Origin of the sequence: Brevibacillus sp. SYP-B805, from assembly GCF_011059135.1 — a bacterium.
Lineage (GTDB): Bacteria > Bacillota > Bacilli > Brevibacillales > Brevibacillaceae > Brevibacillus_F.
The window spans coordinates 39,130-60,038 of record NZ_JAALGD010000009.1; the positions used below are offsets into that span (position 1 = coordinate 39,130).

Genomic DNA, 20,909 nt, shown 5'->3' on the forward strand with positions numbered 1-20,909 from the left:
CGGTGCTGGATGAGGTGAGTAGACGATGCCGCAAGAGCATTCCCCCACTTTTCAGGCGATGATAGCCGCTACCGAAGAATTGGTGCGTGAGAAAGGCTGCCGCCGTACGACCCTGCAGGACATCATGGACCGTACCGGCCTCTCCAAGGGAGCCATTTATCATTATGTGAAAAGCAAGGATGAATTGTATGGCCTCATCTTGAAAACGAAGATGGAAGAAGCTAACCGCCGCTTTTTTCAAGCGGCCGAGGCAGGGGGCAAAGCGCTGCTGCCCCCCTTGCAAACCATTTCCGACGGGCTCGTGCGTATACTGGACAAGAAAGACGTCAGCAACCAGATTTTCGTTTATTTGTTAAGTCAGCAAGAACTGCCTGCGATCAAACAGATGCTGCAGGACCTGTATGCCCAAGCGGTCGAGATGGCGGTCAACTGGATCCGCACCGGGCAGCGGGAAGGCGTCATTTCCGCCGGGCTGGATGCGCGCCGTGCTGCCGAACTCTTTGTCCTGATCACGTATGGGTTTCGGATGCGCAGCATGATCGAGCCGGCGTCAACCGACTTTGGCCTGGATGCGTTTCAGGAATTGATGCAGCAGATGCTGCAGGGCCAATAACGAAAAAAAGGAGGTTCCCTCCTTTTTCTCATGCCGGCCCAAAACGCGTCATGCCGTTCCCCTCGGTCAGTATGACATTCCCGCATAGGCGACCATCGTATGGAGCCCCTTGGTAAAGGTATAGAGGCGCTGATACTCCAACGGCCTTGTTTCATAGATGGTGTGCAGCGACTGGTTGGGAAACTGGTAGACGAGAAACGATTCCGTCATATAGCCGCATCGCTCCGGCAGGCCGAAATTGAAATAATCCAGATGGTGGGTGTCGTTGTAAATCATCCCTTTGCCAAAAATAATCTGCATGCCCGTATGCACCACCTTTGCAAAGGTGGAAGCGTGTTGGATCCAATCAACGCCATAGGGGGTGTTGCCGTAATAGTTGGGATTGATCGCCGTGACGTCGAAGCCCAACGCTTGATAATCCGGCACGCCGTTTGCTCCGTAGTTGGGGAGCCAGATGCTGAGAAAGCCTTTCTCCCTGATATGGCGGGTGATCCGTTTCACAAGCTCTGTATCGTCACCTTTTATTCCTTCCGGCTGCCATAGAAACCCCCGGAACGTGAGCCGGCCTGCCAGCCATTTCTCTTTTTCCCACCGCTCCACGAACCGGTCGATCCACCAGGCCACCGCCTGGTACCGATCCTCATCCCTCTTGAATGTCAGCGCCATGCCGTTGACGAGGCCAAAATCGCTCTGGGACGGGTTGGGATAGGGGAGCGACACCCAGACATCCACCGGCTGATTCCAATTCGTCAGCCAGTACAAGGCGGCCAGGTTGCAGTTGGGGGTAAACAAATCGTCGATCCATTGGAGCCAAGCCAGGCTCGTGGCAGGTTGGCCAAAATGCTCGTAATACGGATAGAGGTACTGATGCTGTGTGGTGCTGATACAGGTAAAAACGAACCCGTTGAACAGCGAATCGGTTTCCCTGCCGTCGAGAAGATAGGAGACATAGGGGCGCAAATCCCGCATCGACCATACGGAAGGAGCGCCATCCGTAAAACCGCCGCAGGGAAGTACGCAGACATGATTGCGCAGGTTGTAAGCGGTCGGGTGTAAGTAGCCAAGGGTCGAGGTCTGGGTCATTTGTCATCACGCCTTTCTGGATGTATTCCGTTTCCTGTACAGCATATGTCAGACAGGCGCAACCCGCTTTATGGCTGAGCAACCATTTTCCGCAGGTGATCGAACGGGCTGTTTCGCTGCTGGAACAAGAAAATGTGCGCCTCCCTTGCTGACAATCGAACGCTCTCCCGACAACGCTCGCCCCAATGGGCTCCCCGAGATGACATGGGGGGATTTTCCACCTATAATGGATAGAGAAGATAGCGATCCCAAACGGAAAGGAGCTTGGCGTATGGAAATTCTTTATCATGGTCACTCCTGCGTGCAGATTACCAACAATGGCATCTCGTTCATTATCGATCCGTTTCTCAGCGGCAATCCCGTCGCGGTCACGAAGGCGGAGGATGTCCGCGTCCAATACGTGCTGTTGACGCATGGTCACGGTGACCATATCGCCGATGCCGCGGAGATTGCCAAGCGCAATGACGCGACCATCATCGCGACGTACGAACTGGCCACGTATATGGAGTGGCAGGGGGCCAAGGCCGTGGGCATCAATCTGGGCGGCTCCGTTGCCCTGGAATTCGGACGGGTCAAGATGACCCATGCGTTTCACAGCTCTTCCATTGATTTCAGCGATCAACAGAAAATCGTCTATCTGGGCATGCCGGGCGGTTTTCTGATCGAGACGGGGGGCAAAACCCTTTACCATGCCGGAGACACGGGCCTTTTCGGCGATATGAAGTTGATCGGCGAACGCAACCGGATCGACCTTGCTTTCCTGCCGATTGGCGATCACTTCACCATGGGTCCGGAGGATGCGCTGGTGGCGGCCGAGTGGCTGGGAGCCAAGCAGGTGGTGCCGATCCACTACAATACATTCCCGCCGATCAAACAGGACGGGGAAGCCTTTGCGGCCAAGCTGGCGGAGAAAGGCATCGGCGGCATCGTGATGAAACCGGGAGAGACCATTACGCTGTAAACCGGCGGACGCAAGGGACGTGATGTTGCTTCTATGGCGGAAAGACGAAAACCAGGAGAGAGCCGGACGCTCCCTCAGATCGGCGAAAAGATGAAAGCGTACAAGCGCGGGCTGCTGGGAGAACAGCGCTTGAAGAAACATGCGGTGCTGGTTCCTCTCGTCGAGACCCCCCAGGGCCATACGGCTGTCCTGTTTACCAAACGGGCAGCCGTCCTGCGTAGGCAGGCGGGGGAAATCTGTTTTCCCGGCGGCCACTGGGAGACCTCGGACGAGACGGAATGGCACACGGCCCTGCGTGAAACCACGGAAGAACTGCAGGTGCCGCCGGAGTCGATCCGCTATCTGGGCGATCTGGACATTCTGGTGGCGCCGTCCCAGATGATCGTCTATCCGTTCGTCGGCCAGCTGGCGATGCCCGAGCGGATTCACCCCAATCCGGATGAGGTGGAGGAGTATTTCTGCATCGAGCTGGAACGGCTCCTGGCCATTGATCCGGACTGTTACGAGACGCTGGTGAAAGTGGAGCCGCTCCCGGATTTCCCTTTTCATCTCATTCCGAACGGCCGGGAATATGCCTGGCGGATCGGGACGCTCCCGCAATACTTTTATGAGATTGACGGGCGGGTGATCTGGGGGTTGACGGCGCGGATTCTGAATCATTTCCTGGATGTGGTGAGAGGCTGACTGGCAGAGAACTCCCCGTAGAGGAACGCGGGGAGTTTTTCTTCAATTGGAAGGAAAGGAAGGAAAAGGATAAGCATGCGGAAGTGGGCGCTGCTCGTCGCGTACGTGATCGTCACGATCCTTGCCATACTTTACAAAGAGCCTCTGCTGGCATGGCTGCAGCGCGGCGAGACTTCTCAAATCCCCGTGATGATGCTGCTGGCGGTCTTTCTGGCGCTGTTTCCCGTTGTTCCCTACGGGGTGGTGGCCGGGGCGATGGGGTCCAAGTACGGTCCCCTGATCGGGGGATTGATTAATGTCACCGGTTCCGCCGTGGCCTCCATCCTCGTCTTTTTCCTGGTGCGGTATGTGTTTGCCGAGCAGGGGAGGGCCTACCTCAGCCGCTATCGGCGCCTCGATCAATTTACCCGGCTGTTTGAACGCCACCCGTTTTTTTCCGTGCTGATCGGCCGGTTGATCCCCATCATTCCGGCCGTGGCGCTCAACCTCTACTCCGCCTTCAGCCGGATCAGGGCGTTTCCCTACATCATGGCGACGATTTTGGGCAAAATTCCGGTGATGATCGTTTTCGCCATCATCGGGGAGAAGCTGTTTGTCGATCGGGGCAGCCTCCCTGTGGTGATTGTGATCTACCTGCTCTTTCTGGCGCTCGTTTTCTATGTCTACCGGGAGTGGACAAGGCGGATGCGGAAGCGGGAGAGTTGATCTTCGGGCAGTTTGGCTGTACACTGCAAGAAAGTTGAATGGAGAGAGGGGAAGAAGCGGTGGGGAAAAACGCGCCAAAAACCAAAGGGAAGAACCAGGGCAAAACCAAGCAGGAAAGGCAGCAGAAACAGATGCAGCGGCTGGTGTGGATCACGGCAGCCGCTCTTGTCGTGCTGATTGCACTCGTGCTGCTGCTTCAGCCATCATCGTCTCCGGCCCCATTCGCCTACGACAAGCTCCCGGTACTCGGAGATCCGAAGGCTCCCGTGAAAATCGTGGAGTTCGGCGATTTTAAATGTCCTTCCTGCCAATATTTCAGCCAGGAAATCAAACCGCGGCTGATGAAAGAGTACATCGACAAAGGCATCGTCTCTTTCTACTACATGAATTACACCATTATCGGGCCTGACTCGGTGACGGCCGCATTGGCGGGCCAAGCCGTCTTCCATCAAAGCAATGAAGCGTTTTGGCAGTTTTATGACGCCCTCTATCAGCATCAGGGAAACGAAAATGAGGAGTGGGCCACTCCCGAATTCCTGACAGAGCTGGCCCGGAAGATACAACTGCCGGTGGATCTCGACAAATTGCATCAGGATATCGTGGCAAAAACCTATCAAGACGAGGTAAAAGGGCAGTATGCATCCGCCGAGAACAACGGTGTGGCGGGGACGCCCGCGCTGTTTATCAACGGCAGCAAGTTTGAAAATGTCTTTGATTACGAGGCGCTGAAAGAAGCGATTGAAGCCGCGCGGAAGGGTGAACAGTAGCCATGGCGGGCAGGCGGTTCCTCGCATTTTGCAATCAGTATGCCCTGTATTTCGCCTGGGTGGTGTCGCTCGCGGCCGTTGCGGGCAGCCTCTATTTCAGCGAAGTTCTGGGCTTCATCCCCTGCAAGCTCTGCTGGTTTCAGCGGATCTTCATGTATCCGCAGGCCATTCTCCTCGGCATCGCAAGCTATCGTAACGACAGGGGCATCATTCCCTATCTGCTGCCGATCAACATCGTCGGAGGGAGCATCTCACTCTATCATTATGCGGAGCAGAAGATTCCGGGATTCGCCAGCCTGCTGCCGTGCACCGCAGGTGTGCCCTGCAGCCAGGATTACCTCAACTGGCTGGGCTTTGTCACCATCCCGCTGTTGGCCTTGATCGCGTTCCTCCTGATCGCCGCGTTCCTGTGGATGGGGCGGGACCGGGGTGAAAGATGGCAGGCGTGATCGTGAGCGCCGTCTATGCGCGCACTTTTCCGTCCAACAGCTTGTAGAGCACATGCGTGCCGCTGTTTTCTTCCCCCATGGCCGCCAGCTCGTCGTACAGGGATTTCGCCAGTTTCAGGCCGGGGGTCATCAAGCCCATCTCTTCGGCCGCTTCCAGTGCGATGCCCATGTCTTTGATAAAGTGTTTGACATAGAAACCCGGCTCGAAGTTGCCCGCGATCATGCGCGGAGCCAGATTGCTCAGCGACCAGCTGCCTGCCGCTCCCGTTTCGATGCTTTTCAGGACCGTTGCGGGATCAAGCCCCGCGTGCTTGGCATACACCATCGCTTCGCATACCCCGATCATATTGGAGGCGATGGCGATCTGGTTGCACATCTTGGTATGCTGGCCGGCCCCCGGGCCTCCCTGCAGGACGATATTTTTGCCCATGATTTCCAGAATCGGTTTGACCGCTTCAAAAGCTTCCTGATCCCCGCCGACCATGATCGCCAGGCGGGCCTCCCTTGCGCCGATGTCGCCGCCGGAGACGGGCGCGTCGAGCGCATGGATTCCTTTTGCGCGAGCGGTTTCGTGGATGCGTCGGGCCAAGGACGGAGTGGACGTGGTCATGTCGATCACATAGCTGCCGGCCTGGGCATGAGCCAGGATTCCCTGCGGCCCCAGATACACTTCCTCCACATCATGCGGATAGCCGACCATGGTGATGATCACATGGGCCCCGGCGGCCAGCTCGGCCACGGTCTCTTTCCAGACGGCCCCGTCCCGTATGAGTTCGTCGGCCCGGGATTTCGTCCGGTTATACACCAGCACGGGATACCCCGCCTTCAACAGATGGCCGGCCATGCTTTTCCCCATGACACCCGTGCCGATAAAGCCGATGACCGTGTTCTCCTTGGTGATTGTCATACGATCTCCTCCTTGTCCGAATGAAAAAAAGAAAAGGTGTCGGTTGCGTACAAAACAGTTGGAATCAAGTGAATTATAGAATTTTTCGGAGGGAACATGCAATAATAGGGATGCTAACTTTTTTCTGATTTGGATGATGGAGGATACCGTGGAGAAAAGGTACAAAGTCGAATTGATCACGGCAGAATCGGCCGCTTCCCGCTACGTGCGCTACCGGCGCATCATCCGTTTCCCGCAGCTGACCATGCCGCTTCTGGCTGCGTATACCCCCGCTCATTGGGAGGTGTCCCATACCGACGAGATCGTGCAGAAGGTTGATTTCAACAAGAAAGTGGACCTGGTGGGGATTACCGCCAACACCCCGGCAGCGCCACATGCCTATCAACTGGCAGCCGAATTCCGGAAACGGGGCGTCAAAGTCGTCATCGGCGGCCCGCATGCCACCCTGCTCCCCGAAGAAGTGCGGCAGCATGCCGACGCCGTCGTGGTAGGGGAGGGAGAGTTGGTTTGGCCCAAGCTTCTCGCCGATTTTGAGGCGGGAGAACTGCAGCCGGTTTACCGTTCCTGCGAGCTGCCCGACCTGCAGAACATGCCGCATCCGCGCTGGGATCTGATCAAGGGGAGAGTATACGGCAAAGGGGTGACGATCGCCACGCGCGGCTGTCCGTTTGCCTGTGAGTACTGTACGATCCCCCAGATGTACCAGCGGCGGATGCGCTATCGGCCCATCCCGCAGATCGTGGAGGAGCTGCGCCATATGCCGGGTAAAGCGCTGATCTTCTGGGACGACAACATCGGAGCGAACCGGGCGTACGCCAAGGAGCTGTTTCGGGCCATCGCCCCCTTCAAACGGTGGTGGACCAGCCAGGCCACCGCTGACGTGGCCTTTGACGACGAGTTTATGGAACTGGCCGCCCGCAGCGGTTGCAAAGCCTTGTTTCTGGGATTGGAAACGATTTCGCAAAACAGCCTGAACGCCGCCAACAAGCAGCACAATCAGACGGAGCAGTATCGAGAGATCATCCGCCGCTTCCATTATTACGGCATCGCGGTGCAAGCCGGAACGGTCTTCGGCTTTGACCATGACGACCGCTCCATTTTTCGGCGGACGGTGGAGTTTTATCGGGAGATCGGCCTGGATTCGGCCACCATCAGCGTCTTGATCCCGTTTCCCAATACGCCGCTGTTTCGCAAGCTGGATGCGGAGGGGCGCATCCTGACACGCGATTGGTCCAAGTATAACGGCAAGAAGGATGTCGTTTTTCAACCCGCCCTGATGTCCCCGGAGGAGCTGCTGATGGGAATGGAGTGGGCGGCCCGGCAATTTTATGCCATCCCCTCGATTGTGGAGCGGATGTGGAAGTCGCGCACAGGCCTGTGGTGGAATATCATCCGCAACCTGGGCTATCACCTGGCGCTGCGCAATTTTGGCCGCGTGGGCTACAATCCGGAGCTTCCGCCGGCGTCCCGCTGAACGCTGGGACATTCCGCCTTTTCCATCTTCACCATTCCCCACCGCAGCGCCAGAAGCAGCAGCAGGAAGGCGCTGCCCCAGTACAGGTCGGCCAGCCCCCACTTGCCGGCGATGAAATACGCCAATAGCGGACCGAGGGCTGCCCCCAGGTCCGTGGCGACCGAGTAAGCGGTCATCACCTTGGCCTTGGAGGAGCGGACGGCGGCATCGGATGCCAGGGCATCCGTCACGGTGGTCAGGGCGGTGGAGGTGACCTGGACGGCAAGCAGGACCGCCAGCCAGACCCCGGTCGGAAGCGGCATCGGGATCAGGGCGAACAGGCAGCAGGCGAGCAGAAGCGACAGGACGAAGATCGAACGGCGCCCGTGCCTGCCGTCCGACAGCTTGCCGAACAGGGGAGCAAGCCACGGTTCCCAGCCCCACCGGATCGCCTGCAGGATGCCCGCCAGCGTCGCCGCCCCGATCGCCGTACCTGCCGCAGTAAGCACGATCTCCCGGCTGTCGATCACATAACTGAGCGTCGATGTAAAAACCCCCTGGTACAGCATGGCGACAAGCAGACCGGCCAAAAGGGACCACAGCACGCTCGGCTCTCTCCAGACAGCGGGGGTGTCCGCCGCTGACCCTATTGTCTTCTCCGTCTTGTTGGCCGGCACGATGCGCAGCACGACGGGAAGCGCCGGAACAGCCATCGCCGCGAACAGGACGGCAGCAGCGGAAAACCCGACCTGATCGGCCAACAATCCCCCGGCCAGCATGCCGACCAGACTGCCCAATCGATACAGCCCGTTGTATCTGCCCAGGTAAACCCCCCGGTTCTGATCATGGGTCACATCCAGAATGGTAAAAAATGCGCCCAGGCGCAAAAACGTCCAGGCCGCCCCCCACAGGCAGCGCATCGCAAGCAGCGGCCAAAAGCCCTGCAGCAGCCCATAGGATGCGGTTGTGGCGATGGCAAGGACCACCGCCATGACAATGCCGCTCCGCCGGCTGATTTTTTGGTACAGCCAGCCGATCAGCGGGTTCAGCGGCAGGCGGACAAAGCGATTGGCCGACAGCAGGATGCCGACCTGGAGCGGAGACTGCAGGCCAAGCTCCCGCCAGTGCGTGGGAAGGGCGATGTAGAGAAAAGAGTCGCCCAGGAGACAGACGGCGGTGATCAAGGCGATGATCGTCACCTGCCGTCTGTTTGATACCTCGTTCATGGATACCTCCGTTGCATCAATTTTCCTTTCACTATACACCAATTTCACAGGATGTCGAATCATTTCCTGCCAGCGCTGCCTTCGTCTCATGGCGGGAACTGTCCGGGCAGGCGGTTTGGCTGGAATGACGATGTTTTATTTACAACTTCCTGGCGACTTTGTAAGATATAACCATTAAAAAATAATAAAAGGTTATAACGGGAGAAATGAGGATATGATTATTCACCGCTTGCCCTGGGCAGGGATCATGGTGGAAGCGGATGGGCACAAGCTGCTGATCGATCCGCTCTATTACTACAATGAAGCGTTTTTCGGCAAGGCGCACGAGTCGTTCGTGCCGCTGGGGAGGCTGGGAACGGTTGACGCTGTGCTGGTTACCCATACGCACAGCGATCATTTTGATCATCGGGCGATCGCTGCGTTTTGGGGGAAGGACGTTCCGGTCTACGTGCCGCTCGAAGCGCTGCCCACAGCGAAGGAGCAGTCGCAATTGCCCCGGCTGATCGGTGCTGCGCTTCATCAGACCTTTACCGTCGGTCCCTTTGCCATCACCGCCACCCATTCGGTGGATGGCCTGGGGGATCCGCAGGTCGCGTGGGTTGTACAGGGGAACGGGAAAACGATGATCCACTGCGGAGATACGCTGTGGCATGGCTACTGGTGGCAGATCGCCAAGGCGTTCGGGCCGTTCGATGCCGCCTGTCTGCCGATCAATGGGGCGGTCATCGCCGATCCTGACCTCACCCCGAGCGGCCAGCCCATCTGCCTCACCCCCGAACAGGCCGTCTCCGCCGCCGCCGTGCTTGGGGCCCAACGGTTGATACCCATTCATTTCGGCGCTTTTCACGCTCCCCCGCAGTACATGGAGACCCCGGATGCGCTGGGACGCCTGGAGGAGGGAGCCCGCCTGCGCGGCATCACGCCGGTTGTGCTGAAACCTTTTGAATCATTGACGCTGTAAAGGTCCGCGATAAATCCGGCCCGCTCCTGCCGACCCGGCAGCAGCGGGTTTTGCCACGGTATTTAGGAAAGCTCTTTAATAGCGCTTAAGTGACTAAGAAAGGTTGGGGGCCCCCGCCGACACCAGCAAGGGACCCCACCCGGCACAGAGAGGGACCCCACTCGGCACAGCGATAGCTATCGCCGAGTGGGTAGAGCGATAGCTATCGCCGAGTGAGTGGAGCGTTCGCTAAAGTCGGCGGAGTTTTTGCGAACAGTCAATAGCGAAAATTGCTTGAATGAGGAGGATATTGACAGAACTTGGACAGGCATGTTTATCATTGGTAGACAGACATCCATGCAGGCAACTTATCCAAGGGGGGGCGTTTATGCAATTTCTGCGCAACTGCAAGATATCAACCAAAATCATGGTGTTGCAGATTGTTGTAGTCGCATTCATGCTGGCGGTGGGTATCACAGGTTATGTGAACTTGAGCAAGATCAGGGCCAATTCGGAAGAGATGTATCAAGACAAGCTGCTCTCCATCCAGTGGCTTAATGATATCCGTTCTTACCGCGGCGAGATCGAATCATACGTACTGGAACTGATCGTTACCGAAGACAGCGCACAGAAAGAAACGCTCAAAAAGGGCATCACCGAGATGTCAAAGAAAACGGACGATCTGATCAAACAGTACGAAGCGTCCCAGTTGGATGAGTTGGAACAGCGGAAATTTGCGGAATATAAAAACGCTTTGAAAGCGTATCGCGACGAACTGCTGATTGTGGAGCAGGAAGCCGATTTAAACCATCAGAAGGACGCGTACGAGGAGTATGTCAGCTATCTGTACGCCATGCGCACCCGTGTCACGACGCTGTTAAACGAACTGGTTGCCTATAACATCGAAGCTTCCAAACAGCTGAATCAGGAAAGCACGCGCCTTTCCGACACCGCCAATCTGATCATGATCGGGATTACGCTCTTGGCGGTCGTCTTCTCCGTCCTGGTCGGAACCATGATCACCCGCATGATCACCAGGCCGCTGAAAGAGATCCAGGAGCAGATGACCTGTGCGGGAACCGGAGATTTGAGGGTGAAAGGCACCTATCAGTCGCAAGACGAAATCGGCATGCTGACGGCTGACTTCAACAAAATGGTGACCGGTCTGCGGGAAGTCGTAGAGAAAGTAAATGACAGCGCTAACAATCTGTCGGCGCGTGCCGGCGAACTGGCCACCAGTGCGGAACAAACCGTCCACGTGGCCAACCAGATCGCCGCATCCATCCAGGAGGTGGCCACCGGCGCCGAGGCACAGGCGGTAGGGGCGGCGGAGAGCGTCAAAGCGATGAGCGAGATGGCGGTCGGCATCGAGCGCATAGCCGAATCGTCGTCTGCCGTATCCGAAACCTCGGCAGAAGCGGCCCAGCAGGCGGCCCAAGGGAATGAGATCGTGCAAAAAGTGGTGCAGCAGATGGATTCCATCCGCACATCGGTCAGCCATACGTCCCATGCCGTAAAGGAGCTGGGCGCGCGCTCCGAAGAGATCGGGCAGATCGTCGGCGTCATCTCCGACATTGCGGCCCAAACCAACCTGCTGGCGCTGAACGCCGCCATTGAAGCGGCACGAGCCGGCGAGCACGGTAGGGGATTTGCGGTTGTGGCGGATGAAGTGCGCAAGCTGGCCGAACAGTCGAGGCAGTCTGCCGACCAGATCGCCAATCTGATTCAGGAAATTCAGGCGGATACGGAACGGGTTGTATCGGCCATCGAAAAAGGAAATGCGGACGTCGAATCCGGCATCGTCGTCGTGCGGGAAGCGGGGGAAGCTTTCCAGAAGATTATGCGCTCGGTCCGGCAGGTCGCCGACCAGATCCAGGAAGTATCGGCGGCGTCGGAGGAGATGTCGGCAGGTACGGAAGAAGTGACGGCCTCCGTCGAGGAGATGGCCCGCATCGCCCGCGACTCCTCGGAAAACTCCCAGAGCGTGGTCGCTTCCTCACAGGAACAGCTTGGCTTCATCAGCGAGATTTCCTCATCCGTCCAATCGCTGCGCGAGATGGCAAGGGAGCTGCAGGAACTGGTGAAGCAGTTCAAACTGTAAGGCGCGGCACAATGGCAGGAGCAGCCCAACTGTTGATGGCAGGGGGGCTGCTTTTTGCTGCTCTTTTACAGTGTGTTTGAAAGTTGAACGAAGTGGAAAAAAAACGGCGTTTTGGTACAAAGTGTCATTTGCATGCGTATGATGAAGAAATGAAAGTATTCCGTAGTCTATTGCTAAATATTGTTTTTATGGTTTTCATGGTAAATGTGGCAAAAGCTCATACTGTTTCCACAACATCTGGAACTTATTGGAAATATCTAGGAACACATTATTGTTGTACAAGTACCCACTATAAAGGAGGAGGATTCCAATAAAAAAAGGGTTACTAATTATAGGCATTCTCGTTCTGGTTCTTACAATGGTATACAATTCTAATGTGGAGTTCACACAAGCAAAAAAAGATAAAGAAATTATTTATGGTACGACTAAGGCACGATCTCTTGATGATTTGGTGGCTGAATCAAATATTATAGCCCACGTCAAAATACTTAAATTAGTAGATGTTTTTGAAGACGAAGGAGAACAGATATCAAAATTTCAGGCAAAGGTAAAAAAGTATTACAAAAATAACACGGATAACAATGATGCCGAAGAAATATATCTCTACCAATTAGGTAGTCCAGATGTTGACGTAGTTGACAATCCTCTACTTGAAGAGAATAAATCCTATATTCTATTTTTGAAAGAACGGGATGGTGGATCAAAATATGGCAAGGTTTTGATCATGACTGGCGAAGGTTACGGTCGATACAATGTTAACGGAACCAACGTAATACCCCAACTCGTCCATCTGAATGAGTCTAACGAAGAGTCGAACTTGTCTCCTGTTCCATTAGAAGATTTTGAAAAGAAACTAGACAAAAAAATAAAAACGAATCTCGATTCTCTAAACCCTTAAGGGGTTCCATGTTAGGAGCGCTAACTGCCCAACATACAAATTGGGCAGTTTTTCTATGAAGACGATACGAAAAAAATTTTCTCTAATTAAGGTGACTAGCGTAAAAATCTTTCCTATAATGAAGATAACGTATCCAGACAAAGCAGGTGTTTCCCTTATGAGCAAGCGATCATCGCACAAACCCATCAGCGTATTTGCCCGCATCCGTGCAACGTACCCGCAGCTGAGCGCGAAAGAGCAGCAGGTGGCCGATTACATCCTGGAACATCCCGGCGAGATCATTCACCTGTCCATCACGGCGCTGTCTGATCTCTGCGATTGCGCGGAGGCCACCATCTTCCGGCTCTGCCGCAGGCTGAACTTTCGAGGGTATCAGGCGTTAAAGATCGCGCTGGCCAGCGAAGTGGTGGCACCGCTGCAAAATATCCATCAGGAAGTGCAGCCGCAGGATGATATGGCGATGCTGGCGGAAAAAATTTTCACCACCGATATCGAGACCCTGCAGGATACGCTGCAAATCACCAAGGCCAATCATGAAACGCTTGCCCGCATCATCGATCTGTTGGTCGGAGCAAGGCGGATCGAGTTCTACGGGATGGGCGGATCGGCCCTCATCGCCCAGGACGCCTACCACAAATTCATGCGCATCGGCATCCCCGCTGTCCACCATGCGGATTCGCACTACCAGGTGATGTCCGCCTCGCTGCTGGGGCCGGGTGATGTGGTGGTGGCTTTCTCCCATTCCGGTTCGAGCAAGGATATCCTGGAAGCGTTGAAAGTGGCAAAGGAAGCGGGGGCAACGGTCATCGGCATCACCGGGTACGGCAAATCCCCGCTGGTCAAGCTGGCTGACTACTGTTTGTTCACCACCTCGCGCGAGACCGCGTTTCGTACGGAGGCGCTGTCCTCCCGCCTGGCCCAGCTCAGCCTGATCGACCTCTTGTATGTGGCCGTGTCGTTCCGCCGTCAGGAAGAGACGGTGAACAACATCAGGAAAATCCGGGAAGCGATTTCATTGAAGCGTTTGTAGACATTTACATAATATGGAAACGGGATAAGGGAATGAAGAGACGATGAACCAGTCGTATGCCATTGGGCTTGATATTGGAACAACCAGCACCAAAGCCGTCGTTTACACCGTGCAGGGAGAAGTAAAGGGCAGCGGGAGCGTAGATTACCCCATAACCGTACCGCACCCCGGCTGGGCGGAGCAGGATCCGGAGGTGATCTATGCGGCCGTGCTGCAGGCGCTGCGCGACGCCGTTGCAGCAGCGGGAATCCGCCGGGAGGAGATCGCGGCGATCGGCTTCAGCACGGCGATGCACAGCCTGATCGCCGTCGATGCGGAGGGCAGGCCGCTTACCAACAGCATCATCTGGGCGGATAACCGCAGCTCCGCCCAGGCGGAGCGTTTGAAGCGGGAAGGCATCGGCAGAGAGATCTATCTGCGCACAGGCACCCCCATCCATCCGATGTCCCCGCTCGCCAAGCTGATCTGGATGCGGGAGGAAGCGCCCGATATCTTCCGGCGGGCCGCCAAGTTCATCTCGATCAAGGAGTATGTGCTGCACCGGATGTTTGGCGTCTATGTGGTGGATTATTCCATCGCTTCTGCCACCGGGCTGTTTGACATCCGCCGTCTCGCCTGGGAGGAGGAGGCGCTGCGGACGGCAGGCATCCGGCGCGGGCAGCTGAGCGAGCCGGTGCCGACCACGCATATCCTGCGGGGATTCTCCAGGGAAGCGGCGGACAGCACCGGGCTTTCTCCCGATACGCCGTTTGTCGTCGGGGCAAGCGACGGCGTACTCGCCAATCTTGGCGTCGGCGCGGTGGAGCCCGGCCAGATCGCCGTGACGATCGGGACAAGCGGTGCCGTCCGCGCCGTCGTCGACCGGCCGCTGACCGACAGGGAGGGACGCACGTTCTGCTACGTGCTGACCGATAACCGCTGGGTGATCGGCGGTCCCACGAATAACGGGGGCTTGATGCTGCGCTGGTTCCGCGACCAATTCAGCGCGGAGGAAAGAGAGCAGGCGCAGAGCCTGGGGATCGATCCGTATGAGGTGATGGTGCAGAAGGCGGCCGCCGTGCCGGCGGGAGCGGAAGGATTGCTGTTTCTTCCCTTCCTGGCAGGCGAGCGGGCGCCGCACTGGAATGCCGACGCGCGCGGCAGCTTTTTCGGCATCGGCCTGCATCACCGACGGGAGCATTTTATCCGGGCGGTGCTGGAAGGGATTCTGTTCGGCGTCTACGATGTGGCCGCCGTGCTGCGCGAGCTGGCGGGAGAAGCCGTGGAGATCCGGGCCTCGGGCGGATTTGCCCGTTCCGCCGAGTGGCGGCAGATGATGGCCGACATGTTCGGCATCCCCGTGCTGGTGCCGCAAACGCATGAGAGCTCCAGCTTCGGCGCCGCCCTCATGGCCCTCTGGGCGGTGGGCGCCATTGCCGATCTGGATGAGGGAAGGCGGCTGATCACGCTTGCCGGCAGGCAGGAGCCGGTCGCGGCCCATAAGGCGGTCTACGAGGAACTGTTTGCCATTTACCAGCTCATCTATCGGCATACCGTTCAGGAAATGGCCGCGCTGGCCTCTTTTCAGCGGCTGACAAACGGGCAAACCCGCATGTAAAAAATTTTTCTTCAAAAATAGTTGTAATTGAAAAAAACTTGCAATAAAATGAAATTGTTAACGCTCTCATTTTCTCAACAAACCCATGAAAAACGATGAACGCAGATGTTTAAAGGGGGGTTCCTTGTCATGAAAAAAAGTTTCAGTCGTCTTAAGATGGCAGCCGGTGCACTCTCGCTGATCGTCGGACTCGGCGCTGTGCTGGCAGGCTGTGGCGGAGGCAATCAGGCGGCTCCGACTCCCGCTCAACAGCCGGCAGGCAAAACGGAACAAACCATCCGCCTGGTTGCGGCCAACCATCCGTGGACGGAAGCGGTCAAAACGCTGCTCCCTGATTTTGAGAAGGCCACAGGGATTAAAGTAAAGGTGGACAGCTATTTTGAAGACCAGCTGACGCAAAAAACCTCTGTCGAGTTTGCGGCCAACTCCAAAAGCATCGACGTGGTGATGTTCCGTCCGCTGCAGGACGGTAAGCAGTTCCAGAAAAACGGCTACTTCGCGAGCCTCAATGATTTCGTCAGCAAGGAGCAGGGATTGACCGATGACATCATCCCGTCCGCGCTCGGCAGCGTGAAAGATGGGGACAACCTGTACGGAATCCCGCTCGTTACCGAAACGGAAGTGCTTTACTACCGCAAGGACATCCTGGAGAAAGCGGGCCTGCAGCCGCCCAAAACCCTGGATGAGCTGAAGGAGATGGCAGCCAAGCTGCAGGATGTGAACGCAGGGTTGTACGGGTTCGTTTCCCGCGGCAAACGTTCGCCGGCCGTCACCCAATTCTCCAGCTATCTGTACAGCTTCGGCGGCGACTTCATGAAGGACGGCAAGGCTACCCTGAACACGCCGGAAGCGTTGAAAGCGTTTGAATTCTACAGCACCATGCTGAAAGATTACGGCCCGCCGGGAACCTTGAACATGAGCTGGCCGGAAGCATTCGGGGTCTTTACGCAAGGAAAAGCCGTCTTCCTGACCGATGCTTCCTCCCTCTTCACCAACGCCACCGACCCGGCGAAATCGTCCGTGGCCGACAAGGTAGGGTTCGCGCCGTTCCCGGCAGGTCCGGCCGGTTCCAAGCCGTACAACATCACCTCCTGGGCGATTGGGGTAGGGGCCAACTCCGAGAAAAAAGATGCGGCTTGGCAGTTCATCAAATGGGTAACCAGCAAGGAGATCGTGGGCAAGCTGCAGGCGAACGGTATCCCTGGCGCCCTCAAGTCGGTTTGGGATTCTCCGGAAGGCGTCGCCAAGTTCCCGAAAGACCTGGCGGACGCGATCAAGGCCAACGGGGCAGTCGGCGTGCCGTATGACCGTCCGCTGATCGTCAACGTAGGGAAAGCGCGCGACGCGATCGGCGACACCATCATCGCCGGCATCCAAGGCCAAGACATCAAGGCGGCGGCGGAGAAATCCAATCAGGACTTCCAGGCGGTCCTGGACAAAGAATAACAAACAAACGGGGTAAAGACGGTTTTCGCGCAGCGATTTCTTCTACAGAAAGCGGGCGAGTCCGTCTTTCCTCTTTTACGGTCGCCGCGCCGGCCAAGTTTTTGATGTAGGGAGGGTATCATGACAAACTGGATCGAGCGCAACATCAAGTGGATTTACACCATGCCGGCAGTGCTGTTTGTCGGCATCATGATGGTTTTCCCGGTGGGATACACCTTGTGGCTGAGCTTTCATGATTGGGATATGTCCAACGTGTCGCCGCCCCTGTGGGTAGGACTCGACAACTATCTCACGCTTTTTCAGGACGAGGTGTTTACCCAGGCGTTATGGCTTACCTTTTACTTTACCATCGTTGCGGTCGTGATCGAGACCGTGCTCGGCATCCTGCTTGCCCTGCTGATGAATCAGCACATTGTCGGCAAGGGGTTGGTGAAGACGCTGTTCCTGCTGCCGATGGTGGCCACCCCGGTAGCGGTGGGCCTTGTCTGGATCTTGATCTATGAGCCGAATATCGGGATTGCCAACATCTTTTTGCAGGCGATCGGGATCGCGCCCCAGGAATGGCTGGCTTCGCCGGAGATGGTGATGCCTTCCCTGATTGTCATCGATGTCTGGGAGTGGACGCCGATGATCGCCCTGATCGTGCTGGCAGGTCTGGTTTCCCTGCCGAAAGATCCGTATGAGGCGGCGATCGTGGACGGGGCCAACAGGCTGCAAACCTTCTGGAACATCACCCTGCCGCTCTTGAAGCCGACGATCTACTCCGCCGTTCTGCTGCGCCTGATCGATGCGCTGAAAACCTTTGACATCATTTACGCGACCACCCAGGGCGGCCCGGGAACCTCGTCGCAAACGCTCAACATCTACGGCTATGTGCTGGGCTTCCAGTACTTCAAAATCGGGCAGGCATCCGCCCTGCTGATGATTTTCTTCGCGATCGTGCTCGGCTTGAGCGTGCTGGTGATCGCGGTTCGCAAAAAGGCAGGTGTATCGATGTGAATGAGGAAAAAAAAGCTTCGATTTTTACCCATCTTCTTGTCTATCTGTCGCTCTTTCTGTTTGTCATGCCGTTTCTGTGGATGATTCTGGCCTCTTTCAAGACGCAGGAGCAGATTCTGAATACGTCCGCCCTGCTCAGCTTCACGCCGAACTTTGACAACTACGTCAACGTGTTTACGCAGTATGCGTTCATGGATTTCATCGTCAACAGCTTCATCGTGGCGCTGGGTTCCACGCTGCTCGGCCTCCTCTTGGGCCTGCCTGCGGCGTATGCCATCGCCAAATACAAGCAGCAGGGCATGGGCCTGTTGATCCTGGTTGCCCGGATCGTGCCGGGGATCTCCTTTTTGATCCCGTGGTTCATCATCTTTTCCAAGCTGGAGATGATCGACACCTATACGTCGCTCATCCTGAGCCACATGCTGGTCACCATGCCGTTTATCATCTGGGTGATGATTCCGTTTTTTGAGGGGCTGCCGCATGAGCTGGAGGAATCGGCCCGCGTGGACGGCTGCACGACGACGGGCGCCTTTCTCCGCATCCTGCTGCCCATCTCCTGGCCGGGCATCATCACCGCATCCATTCTGGCCTTTATCTTTTCGTGGAACAATTTCATGTTTTCCCTGATTCTTGCCGGGGAGAAAACGAAGACGCTGCCGATTGCCATCTTTAACTTCCTTTCCTACTCGGAAATCAACTGGGGCGGCCTGATGGCGGCATCGGTGATTATCACCCTGCCCGTGCTGGTCATCGCGCTTGTCGCCCAGCGGTACATCATCGCCGGCCTGACGGGCGGAGCGGTGAAAGGCTAGCGTTACGAATTCATAACGGGAGAAAAAGGAGAAAAGAGTATGCATATCGGTGTAATTGGGCTTGGCAAGATGGGATTCAACCTGACGCAAAACATGCTGCGCAACAAGATAAACGTGTCGGCGTACGACGTGGATGCCGGACGCCGCGAGGAAGCGGCGGCGCATGGGGTCACCGTCTACGGCGATCTGGACTCGCTGGTGAAAGAGCTGCCGGCGCCCCGCACGTTCTGGCTGATGATTCCGGCCGGGCCCGTCGTGGACGAGGTGCTGGCGGCCATGAAGCCGCATCTGCAGGCGGGGGATATCGTGGTGGACGGCGGCAACTCCCACTACCAGGACTCGATCCGCAGGGCGGGGGAGCTTGCCGAGCTGGGCGTCGACTTCCTTGATGCGGGAACGAGCGGCGGCACGAGCGGCGCGCTCAACGGCCTCTGCCTGATGGTGGGCGGACGGGAAGAAGCGTACCGCAAGCTGGAGCCCATTTTCACAAGCCTGTCGGTGGCGGATGGCTGCCTCTACACCGGGGAAGTCGGCAGCGGCCACTTCCTCAAGATGGTGCACAACGGCATCGAGTACGGCATGATGCAGGCGATCGCCGAAGGTTTTGAAGTGCTGGAGAAGGGGCCGTTCTCGTATGATTACGAGAAGGTGGCGGGTGTCTGGAACAACGGTTCGGTCATCCGCAGCTGGCTGATGGAGCTGGTGCAGAACGCTTTTCGCAAGGATGCGCGCCTGGAGCGCATCCGGGGCGTGATGCATTCGTCCGGCGAGGGGAAATGGACGGTGGAAACGGCGCTGGATTACCAGGTGGCGACGCCGGTCATCGCCCTCTCCCTGCTGATGCGCTACCGTTCCCTGCAGGAGGATACCTTCTCCGGCAAGGTGGTGGCCGCCCTGCGCAACGAATTCGGCGGCCACGCGGTGGTCAGCGCGGACGAATAGCATGAAGGGGGAGGTGCCCGTATGGGGATACTTCAGGAGCTGTTGAAGGATATTCCGCTGCCCAAAGTGGTGAAGGTGAAGCAATCGTTTCCGGACGCGCACATCACCGATGTTGAGGCTGCCGTCCGGGAAGAGCTGCGCAAGGTGGAGGGGCTGATCCGGCCCGGCATGGAGGTGGCCGTCGCGGTTGGAAGCCGCGGGGTGGACCAGATTGTGACGATCACGCGGGAGACCGTGCGGATGATTCGGGAGCGCGGCGGCGTGCCGTTTCTGGTACCCAGCATGGGCAGCCACGGCGGTGCGACTGCGGAAGGGCAGGTCGCCGTACTGCGCCACCTCGGCATCACGGAAGAGAGCGTGGGGGCAGAGATCCGCTCGTCGATGGAAGTCGTGCAGGTGGGCACGCTGCCCAATGGGCTGCCTGTCTACATCGACCGGTTCGCCTCGCAGGCGGACGGCATCGTGGTGATCAACCGCGTGAAGCCGCACACCGCTTTTCGCGGGCGGGTGGAGAGCGGCCTGATGAAGATGATTAGCATCGGCCTGGGCAAGCAAAAAGGGGCGGAAGCCTGCCATCAGCTCGGCTTTGGCCATATGGCGGAAAACGTCCCGGCGATGGCCCGGATGCTGATCGACCGGATGCCGATCCTCTTCGGCGTCGCCACGGTGGAGAACGCGTTTGACAAGGTGGCGCGGATCGCGGCCATCCCTGCCGCCGAGATCGAGCAGGTGGAAGTGGAGCTGCTGAAGGAGGCGAAGCGCCTGCTGCCCCGCATCATGTTCGACCAGATCGATGTCCTGGTGATCGACGAGATCGGTAAGAACATCAGCGGCGACGGGATGGACCCCAACATCACGGGCCGCTACCCCACCCCCTACGCCCATGGGGGGCCTGTGGTGAACAAGATGGTGGTGCTGGATCTGACCGACGAGACCGAGGGCAATGCCAATGGCGTAGGGACGGCCGATTTTACGACCCAGCGGCTTGTCGACAAGATGGACCTGGAGAAAACCTATGCCAACGGCCTGACCTCAACGGTTGTCGCGCCGACGAAGATCGCGACCACCCTGCCGAATGACCGGGAAGCGATTCAGGCGGCGATCAAGACGTGCAACATTTTGAATTTTCACGATGTGAAGCTGGTACGGATCAAAAATACGCTGACGCTGGGCGAGATCGAGATTTCGGAAGCGCTGCTGCCGCTGGCGAAGGCGCATCCGGACATGGAGATTCTGACGGAGCCGTATGCCTGGACGTTCGACGCCCAAGGAAACCTGTTGCAGAGGAGATGAACG

Annotated in this window: 20 protein-coding genes; 17 read left to right on the forward strand and 3 right to left on the reverse strand. The window is 57.2% G+C overall.

Annotation, left to right across the window (positions count from 1 at the left end; all coding sequences use genetic code 11):
• The first annotated feature begins 25 nt into the window (after positions 1–25).
• Entirely contained in the window at positions 26–613 is a 588-nt protein-coding gene (locus tag G3578_RS12235; RefSeq protein WP_165213067.1) for a TetR/AcrR family transcriptional regulator, read from the forward strand.
• A gap of 66 nt (positions 614–679) precedes the next feature.
• Here G3578_RS12235 and G3578_RS12240 read toward each other — a convergent pair whose 3' ends face one another.
• Positions 680–1,696, reverse strand: a complete 1,017-nt coding sequence (locus G3578_RS12240; RefSeq protein ID WP_165213069.1) for a DUF4855 domain-containing protein — start codon at positions 1,694–1,696, stop codon at positions 680–682.
• 271 nt (positions 1,697–1,967) lie between these two features.
• Between G3578_RS12240 and G3578_RS12245 the strand changes: the two genes are divergently transcribed.
• From G3578_RS12245 to G3578_RS12265, 5 genes are all read left to right on the forward strand, one after another.
• Complete coding sequence (locus tag G3578_RS12245; protein WP_165213071.1) at positions 1,968–2,657, forward strand: metal-dependent hydrolase; 690 nt, start codon at positions 1,968–1,970, stop codon at positions 2,655–2,657.
• Positions 2,658–2,690: 33 nt separating this feature from the next.
• Positions 2,691–3,341, forward strand: coding sequence for an NUDIX hydrolase (locus tag G3578_RS12250; RefSeq protein WP_206529658.1), 651 nt, complete (start codon positions 2,691–2,693; stop codon positions 3,339–3,341).
• Positions 3,342–3,416: 75 nt separating this feature from the next.
• The gene (locus G3578_RS12255; RefSeq protein ID WP_165213073.1) at positions 3,417–4,046 is read left to right on the forward strand and encodes a TVP38/TMEM64 family protein; all 630 of its coding nucleotides are present in this window, start codon (positions 3,417–3,419) and stop codon (positions 4,044–4,046) included.
• 59 nt (positions 4,047–4,105) lie between these two features.
• A complete protein-coding gene (locus G3578_RS12260; protein WP_346774004.1) occupies positions 4,106–4,813 on the forward strand; it encodes a DsbA family protein in 708 nt (235 codons plus the stop codon).
• Positions 4,814–4,815: 2 nt separating this feature from the next.
• On the forward strand, positions 4,816–5,262 hold the full coding sequence (locus G3578_RS12265; RefSeq protein ID WP_165213077.1) for a disulfide oxidoreductase: 447 nt from the start codon (positions 4,816–4,818) through the stop codon (positions 5,260–5,262).
• A 13-nt stretch (positions 5,263–5,275) separates the two neighbouring features.
• On the opposite strand, the gene G3578_RS12270 is transcribed toward G3578_RS12265, so the two are convergent.
• Positions 5,276–6,169 carry an NAD(P)-dependent oxidoreductase gene (locus G3578_RS12270; RefSeq protein ID WP_165213079.1) on the reverse strand — a complete coding sequence of 298 codons (894 nt, stop codon included), beginning with the start codon at positions 6,167–6,169 and terminating at the stop codon, positions 5,276–5,278.
• A gap of 148 nt (positions 6,170–6,317) precedes the next feature.
• Here G3578_RS12270 and G3578_RS12275 point away from each other — a divergent pair, with 148 nt between their 5' ends.
• On the forward strand, positions 6,318–7,643 hold the full coding sequence (locus G3578_RS12275; protein ID WP_206529659.1) for a B12-binding domain-containing radical SAM protein: 1,326 nt from the start codon (positions 6,318–6,320) through the stop codon (positions 7,641–7,643).
• Here the strand turns inward: G3578_RS12275 and G3578_RS12280 are convergent.
• Positions 7,610–8,848: an MFS transporter gene (locus tag G3578_RS12280; RefSeq protein WP_241254600.1), complete on the reverse strand. Its 1,239-nt coding sequence runs from the start codon at positions 8,846–8,848 to the stop codon at positions 7,610–7,612. The two genes, G3578_RS12275 and G3578_RS12280, sit on opposite strands and share 34 nt — an antisense overlap.
• Before the next feature lie 214 nt (positions 8,849–9,062).
• Between G3578_RS12280 and G3578_RS12285 the strand changes: the two genes are divergently transcribed.
• The 10 genes from G3578_RS12285 (at position 9,063) to G3578_RS12330 (ending at position 20,906) form a co-directional block, all read left to right on the forward strand.
• Positions 9,063–9,809 carry an MBL fold metallo-hydrolase gene (locus tag G3578_RS12285; protein WP_165213084.1) on the forward strand — a complete coding sequence of 249 codons (747 nt, stop codon included), beginning with the start codon at positions 9,063–9,065 and terminating at the stop codon, positions 9,807–9,809.
• A gap of 367 nt (positions 9,810–10,176) precedes the next feature.
• Positions 10,177–11,889 carry a methyl-accepting chemotaxis protein gene (locus tag G3578_RS12290; protein WP_165213085.1) on the forward strand — a complete coding sequence of 571 codons (1,713 nt, stop codon included), beginning with the start codon at positions 10,177–10,179 and terminating at the stop codon, positions 11,887–11,889.
• A gap of 376 nt (positions 11,890–12,265) precedes the next feature.
• A complete protein-coding gene (locus G3578_RS12295; protein WP_165213086.1) occupies positions 12,266–12,787 on the forward strand; it encodes a hypothetical protein in 522 nt (173 codons plus the stop codon).
• Between the two features lie 157 nt (positions 12,788–12,944).
• A complete protein-coding gene (locus tag G3578_RS12300; protein ID WP_165213087.1) occupies positions 12,945–13,817 on the forward strand; it encodes a MurR/RpiR family transcriptional regulator in 873 nt (290 codons plus the stop codon).
• A 43-nt stretch (positions 13,818–13,860) separates the two neighbouring features.
• Positions 13,861–15,414, forward strand: coding sequence for a gluconokinase (locus G3578_RS12305; protein WP_165213088.1), 1,554 nt, complete (start codon positions 13,861–13,863; stop codon positions 15,412–15,414).
• A gap of 129 nt (positions 15,415–15,543) precedes the next feature.
• Positions 15,544–16,860 (forward strand): ABC transporter substrate-binding protein, encoded by a 1,317-nt coding sequence (locus G3578_RS12310; protein WP_165213089.1) that lies wholly within the window; start codon positions 15,544–15,546, stop codon positions 16,858–16,860.
• Positions 16,861–16,980: 120 nt separating this feature from the next.
• A complete protein-coding gene (locus G3578_RS12315) occupies positions 16,981–17,859 on the forward strand; it encodes a carbohydrate ABC transporter permease (protein WP_165213090.1) in 879 nt (292 codons plus the stop codon).
• Positions 17,856–18,671: a carbohydrate ABC transporter permease gene (locus G3578_RS12320; protein WP_346774005.1), complete on the forward strand. Its 816-nt coding sequence runs from the start codon at positions 17,856–17,858 to the stop codon at positions 18,669–18,671. Before G3578_RS12315 ends, G3578_RS12320 begins: the two co-directional genes overlap by 4 nt.
• A gap of 39 nt (positions 18,672–18,710) precedes the next feature.
• Positions 18,711–19,613 carry a phosphogluconate dehydrogenase (NAD(+)-dependent, decarboxylating) gene (gnd, locus tag G3578_RS12325; RefSeq protein ID WP_165213091.1) on the forward strand — a complete coding sequence of 301 codons (903 nt, stop codon included), beginning with the start codon at positions 18,711–18,713 and terminating at the stop codon, positions 19,611–19,613.
• 21 nt (positions 19,614–19,634) lie between these two features.
• The gene (locus G3578_RS12330) at positions 19,635–20,906 is read left to right on the forward strand and encodes a nickel pincer cofactor-dependent isomerase, group 22 (protein WP_165213093.1); all 1,272 of its coding nucleotides are present in this window, start codon (positions 19,635–19,637) and stop codon (positions 20,904–20,906) included.
• Positions 20,907–20,909 lie beyond the last annotated feature (3 nt).

Excerpts from the sequence above, each read along its gene's own strand:
- G3578_RS12265 (WP_165213077.1), top strand. The coding sequence starts at position 4,816 with ATGGCGGGCAGGCGGTTCCTCGCATTTTGCAATCAGTATGCCCTGTAT.
- G3578_RS12290 (WP_165213085.1), top strand. The coding sequence starts at position 10,177 with ATGCAATTTCTGCGCAACTGCAAGATATCAACCAAAATCATGGTGTTG.
- gnd (WP_165213091.1), top strand. The coding sequence starts at position 18,711 with ATGCATATCGGTGTAATTGGGCTTGGCAAGATGGGATTCAACCTGACG.
- G3578_RS12305 (WP_165213088.1), top strand. The coding sequence starts at position 13,861 with ATGAACCAGTCGTATGCCATTGGGCTTGATATTGGAACAACCAGCACC.
- G3578_RS12250 (WP_206529658.1), top strand. The coding sequence starts at position 2,691 with ATGGCGGAAAGACGAAAACCAGGAGAGAGCCGGACGCTCCCTCAGATC.
- G3578_RS12330 (WP_165213093.1), top strand. The coding sequence starts at position 19,635 with ATGGGGATACTTCAGGAGCTGTTGAAGGATATTCCGCTGCCCAAAGTG.
- G3578_RS12255 (WP_165213073.1), top strand. The coding sequence starts at position 3,417 with ATGCGGAAGTGGGCGCTGCTCGTCGCGTACGTGATCGTCACGATCCTT.
- G3578_RS12315 (WP_165213090.1), top strand. The coding sequence starts at position 16,981 with ATGACAAACTGGATCGAGCGCAACATCAAGTGGATTTACACCATGCCG.
- G3578_RS12310 (WP_165213089.1), top strand. The coding sequence starts at position 15,544 with ATGAAAAAAAGTTTCAGTCGTCTTAAGATGGCAGCCGGTGCACTCTCG.
- G3578_RS12235 (WP_165213067.1), top strand. The coding sequence starts at position 26 with ATGCCGCAAGAGCATTCCCCCACTTTTCAGGCGATGATAGCCGCTACC.
- G3578_RS12300 (WP_165213087.1), top strand. The coding sequence starts at position 12,945 with ATGAGCAAGCGATCATCGCACAAACCCATCAGCGTATTTGCCCGCATC.
- G3578_RS12285 (WP_165213084.1), top strand. The coding sequence starts at position 9,063 with ATGATTATTCACCGCTTGCCCTGGGCAGGGATCATGGTGGAAGCGGAT.
- G3578_RS12270 (WP_165213079.1), bottom strand. The coding sequence starts at position 6,169 with ATGACAATCACCAAGGAGAACACGGTCATCGGCTTTATCGGCACGGGT.
- G3578_RS12245 (WP_165213071.1), top strand. The coding sequence starts at position 1,968 with ATGGAAATTCTTTATCATGGTCACTCCTGCGTGCAGATTACCAACAAT.
- G3578_RS12240 (WP_165213069.1), bottom strand. The coding sequence starts at position 1,696 with ATGACCCAGACCTCGACCCTTGGCTACTTACACCCGACCGCTTACAAC.
- G3578_RS12280 (WP_241254600.1), bottom strand. The coding sequence starts at position 8,848 with ATGAACGAGGTATCAAACAGACGGCAGGTGACGATCATCGCCTTGATC.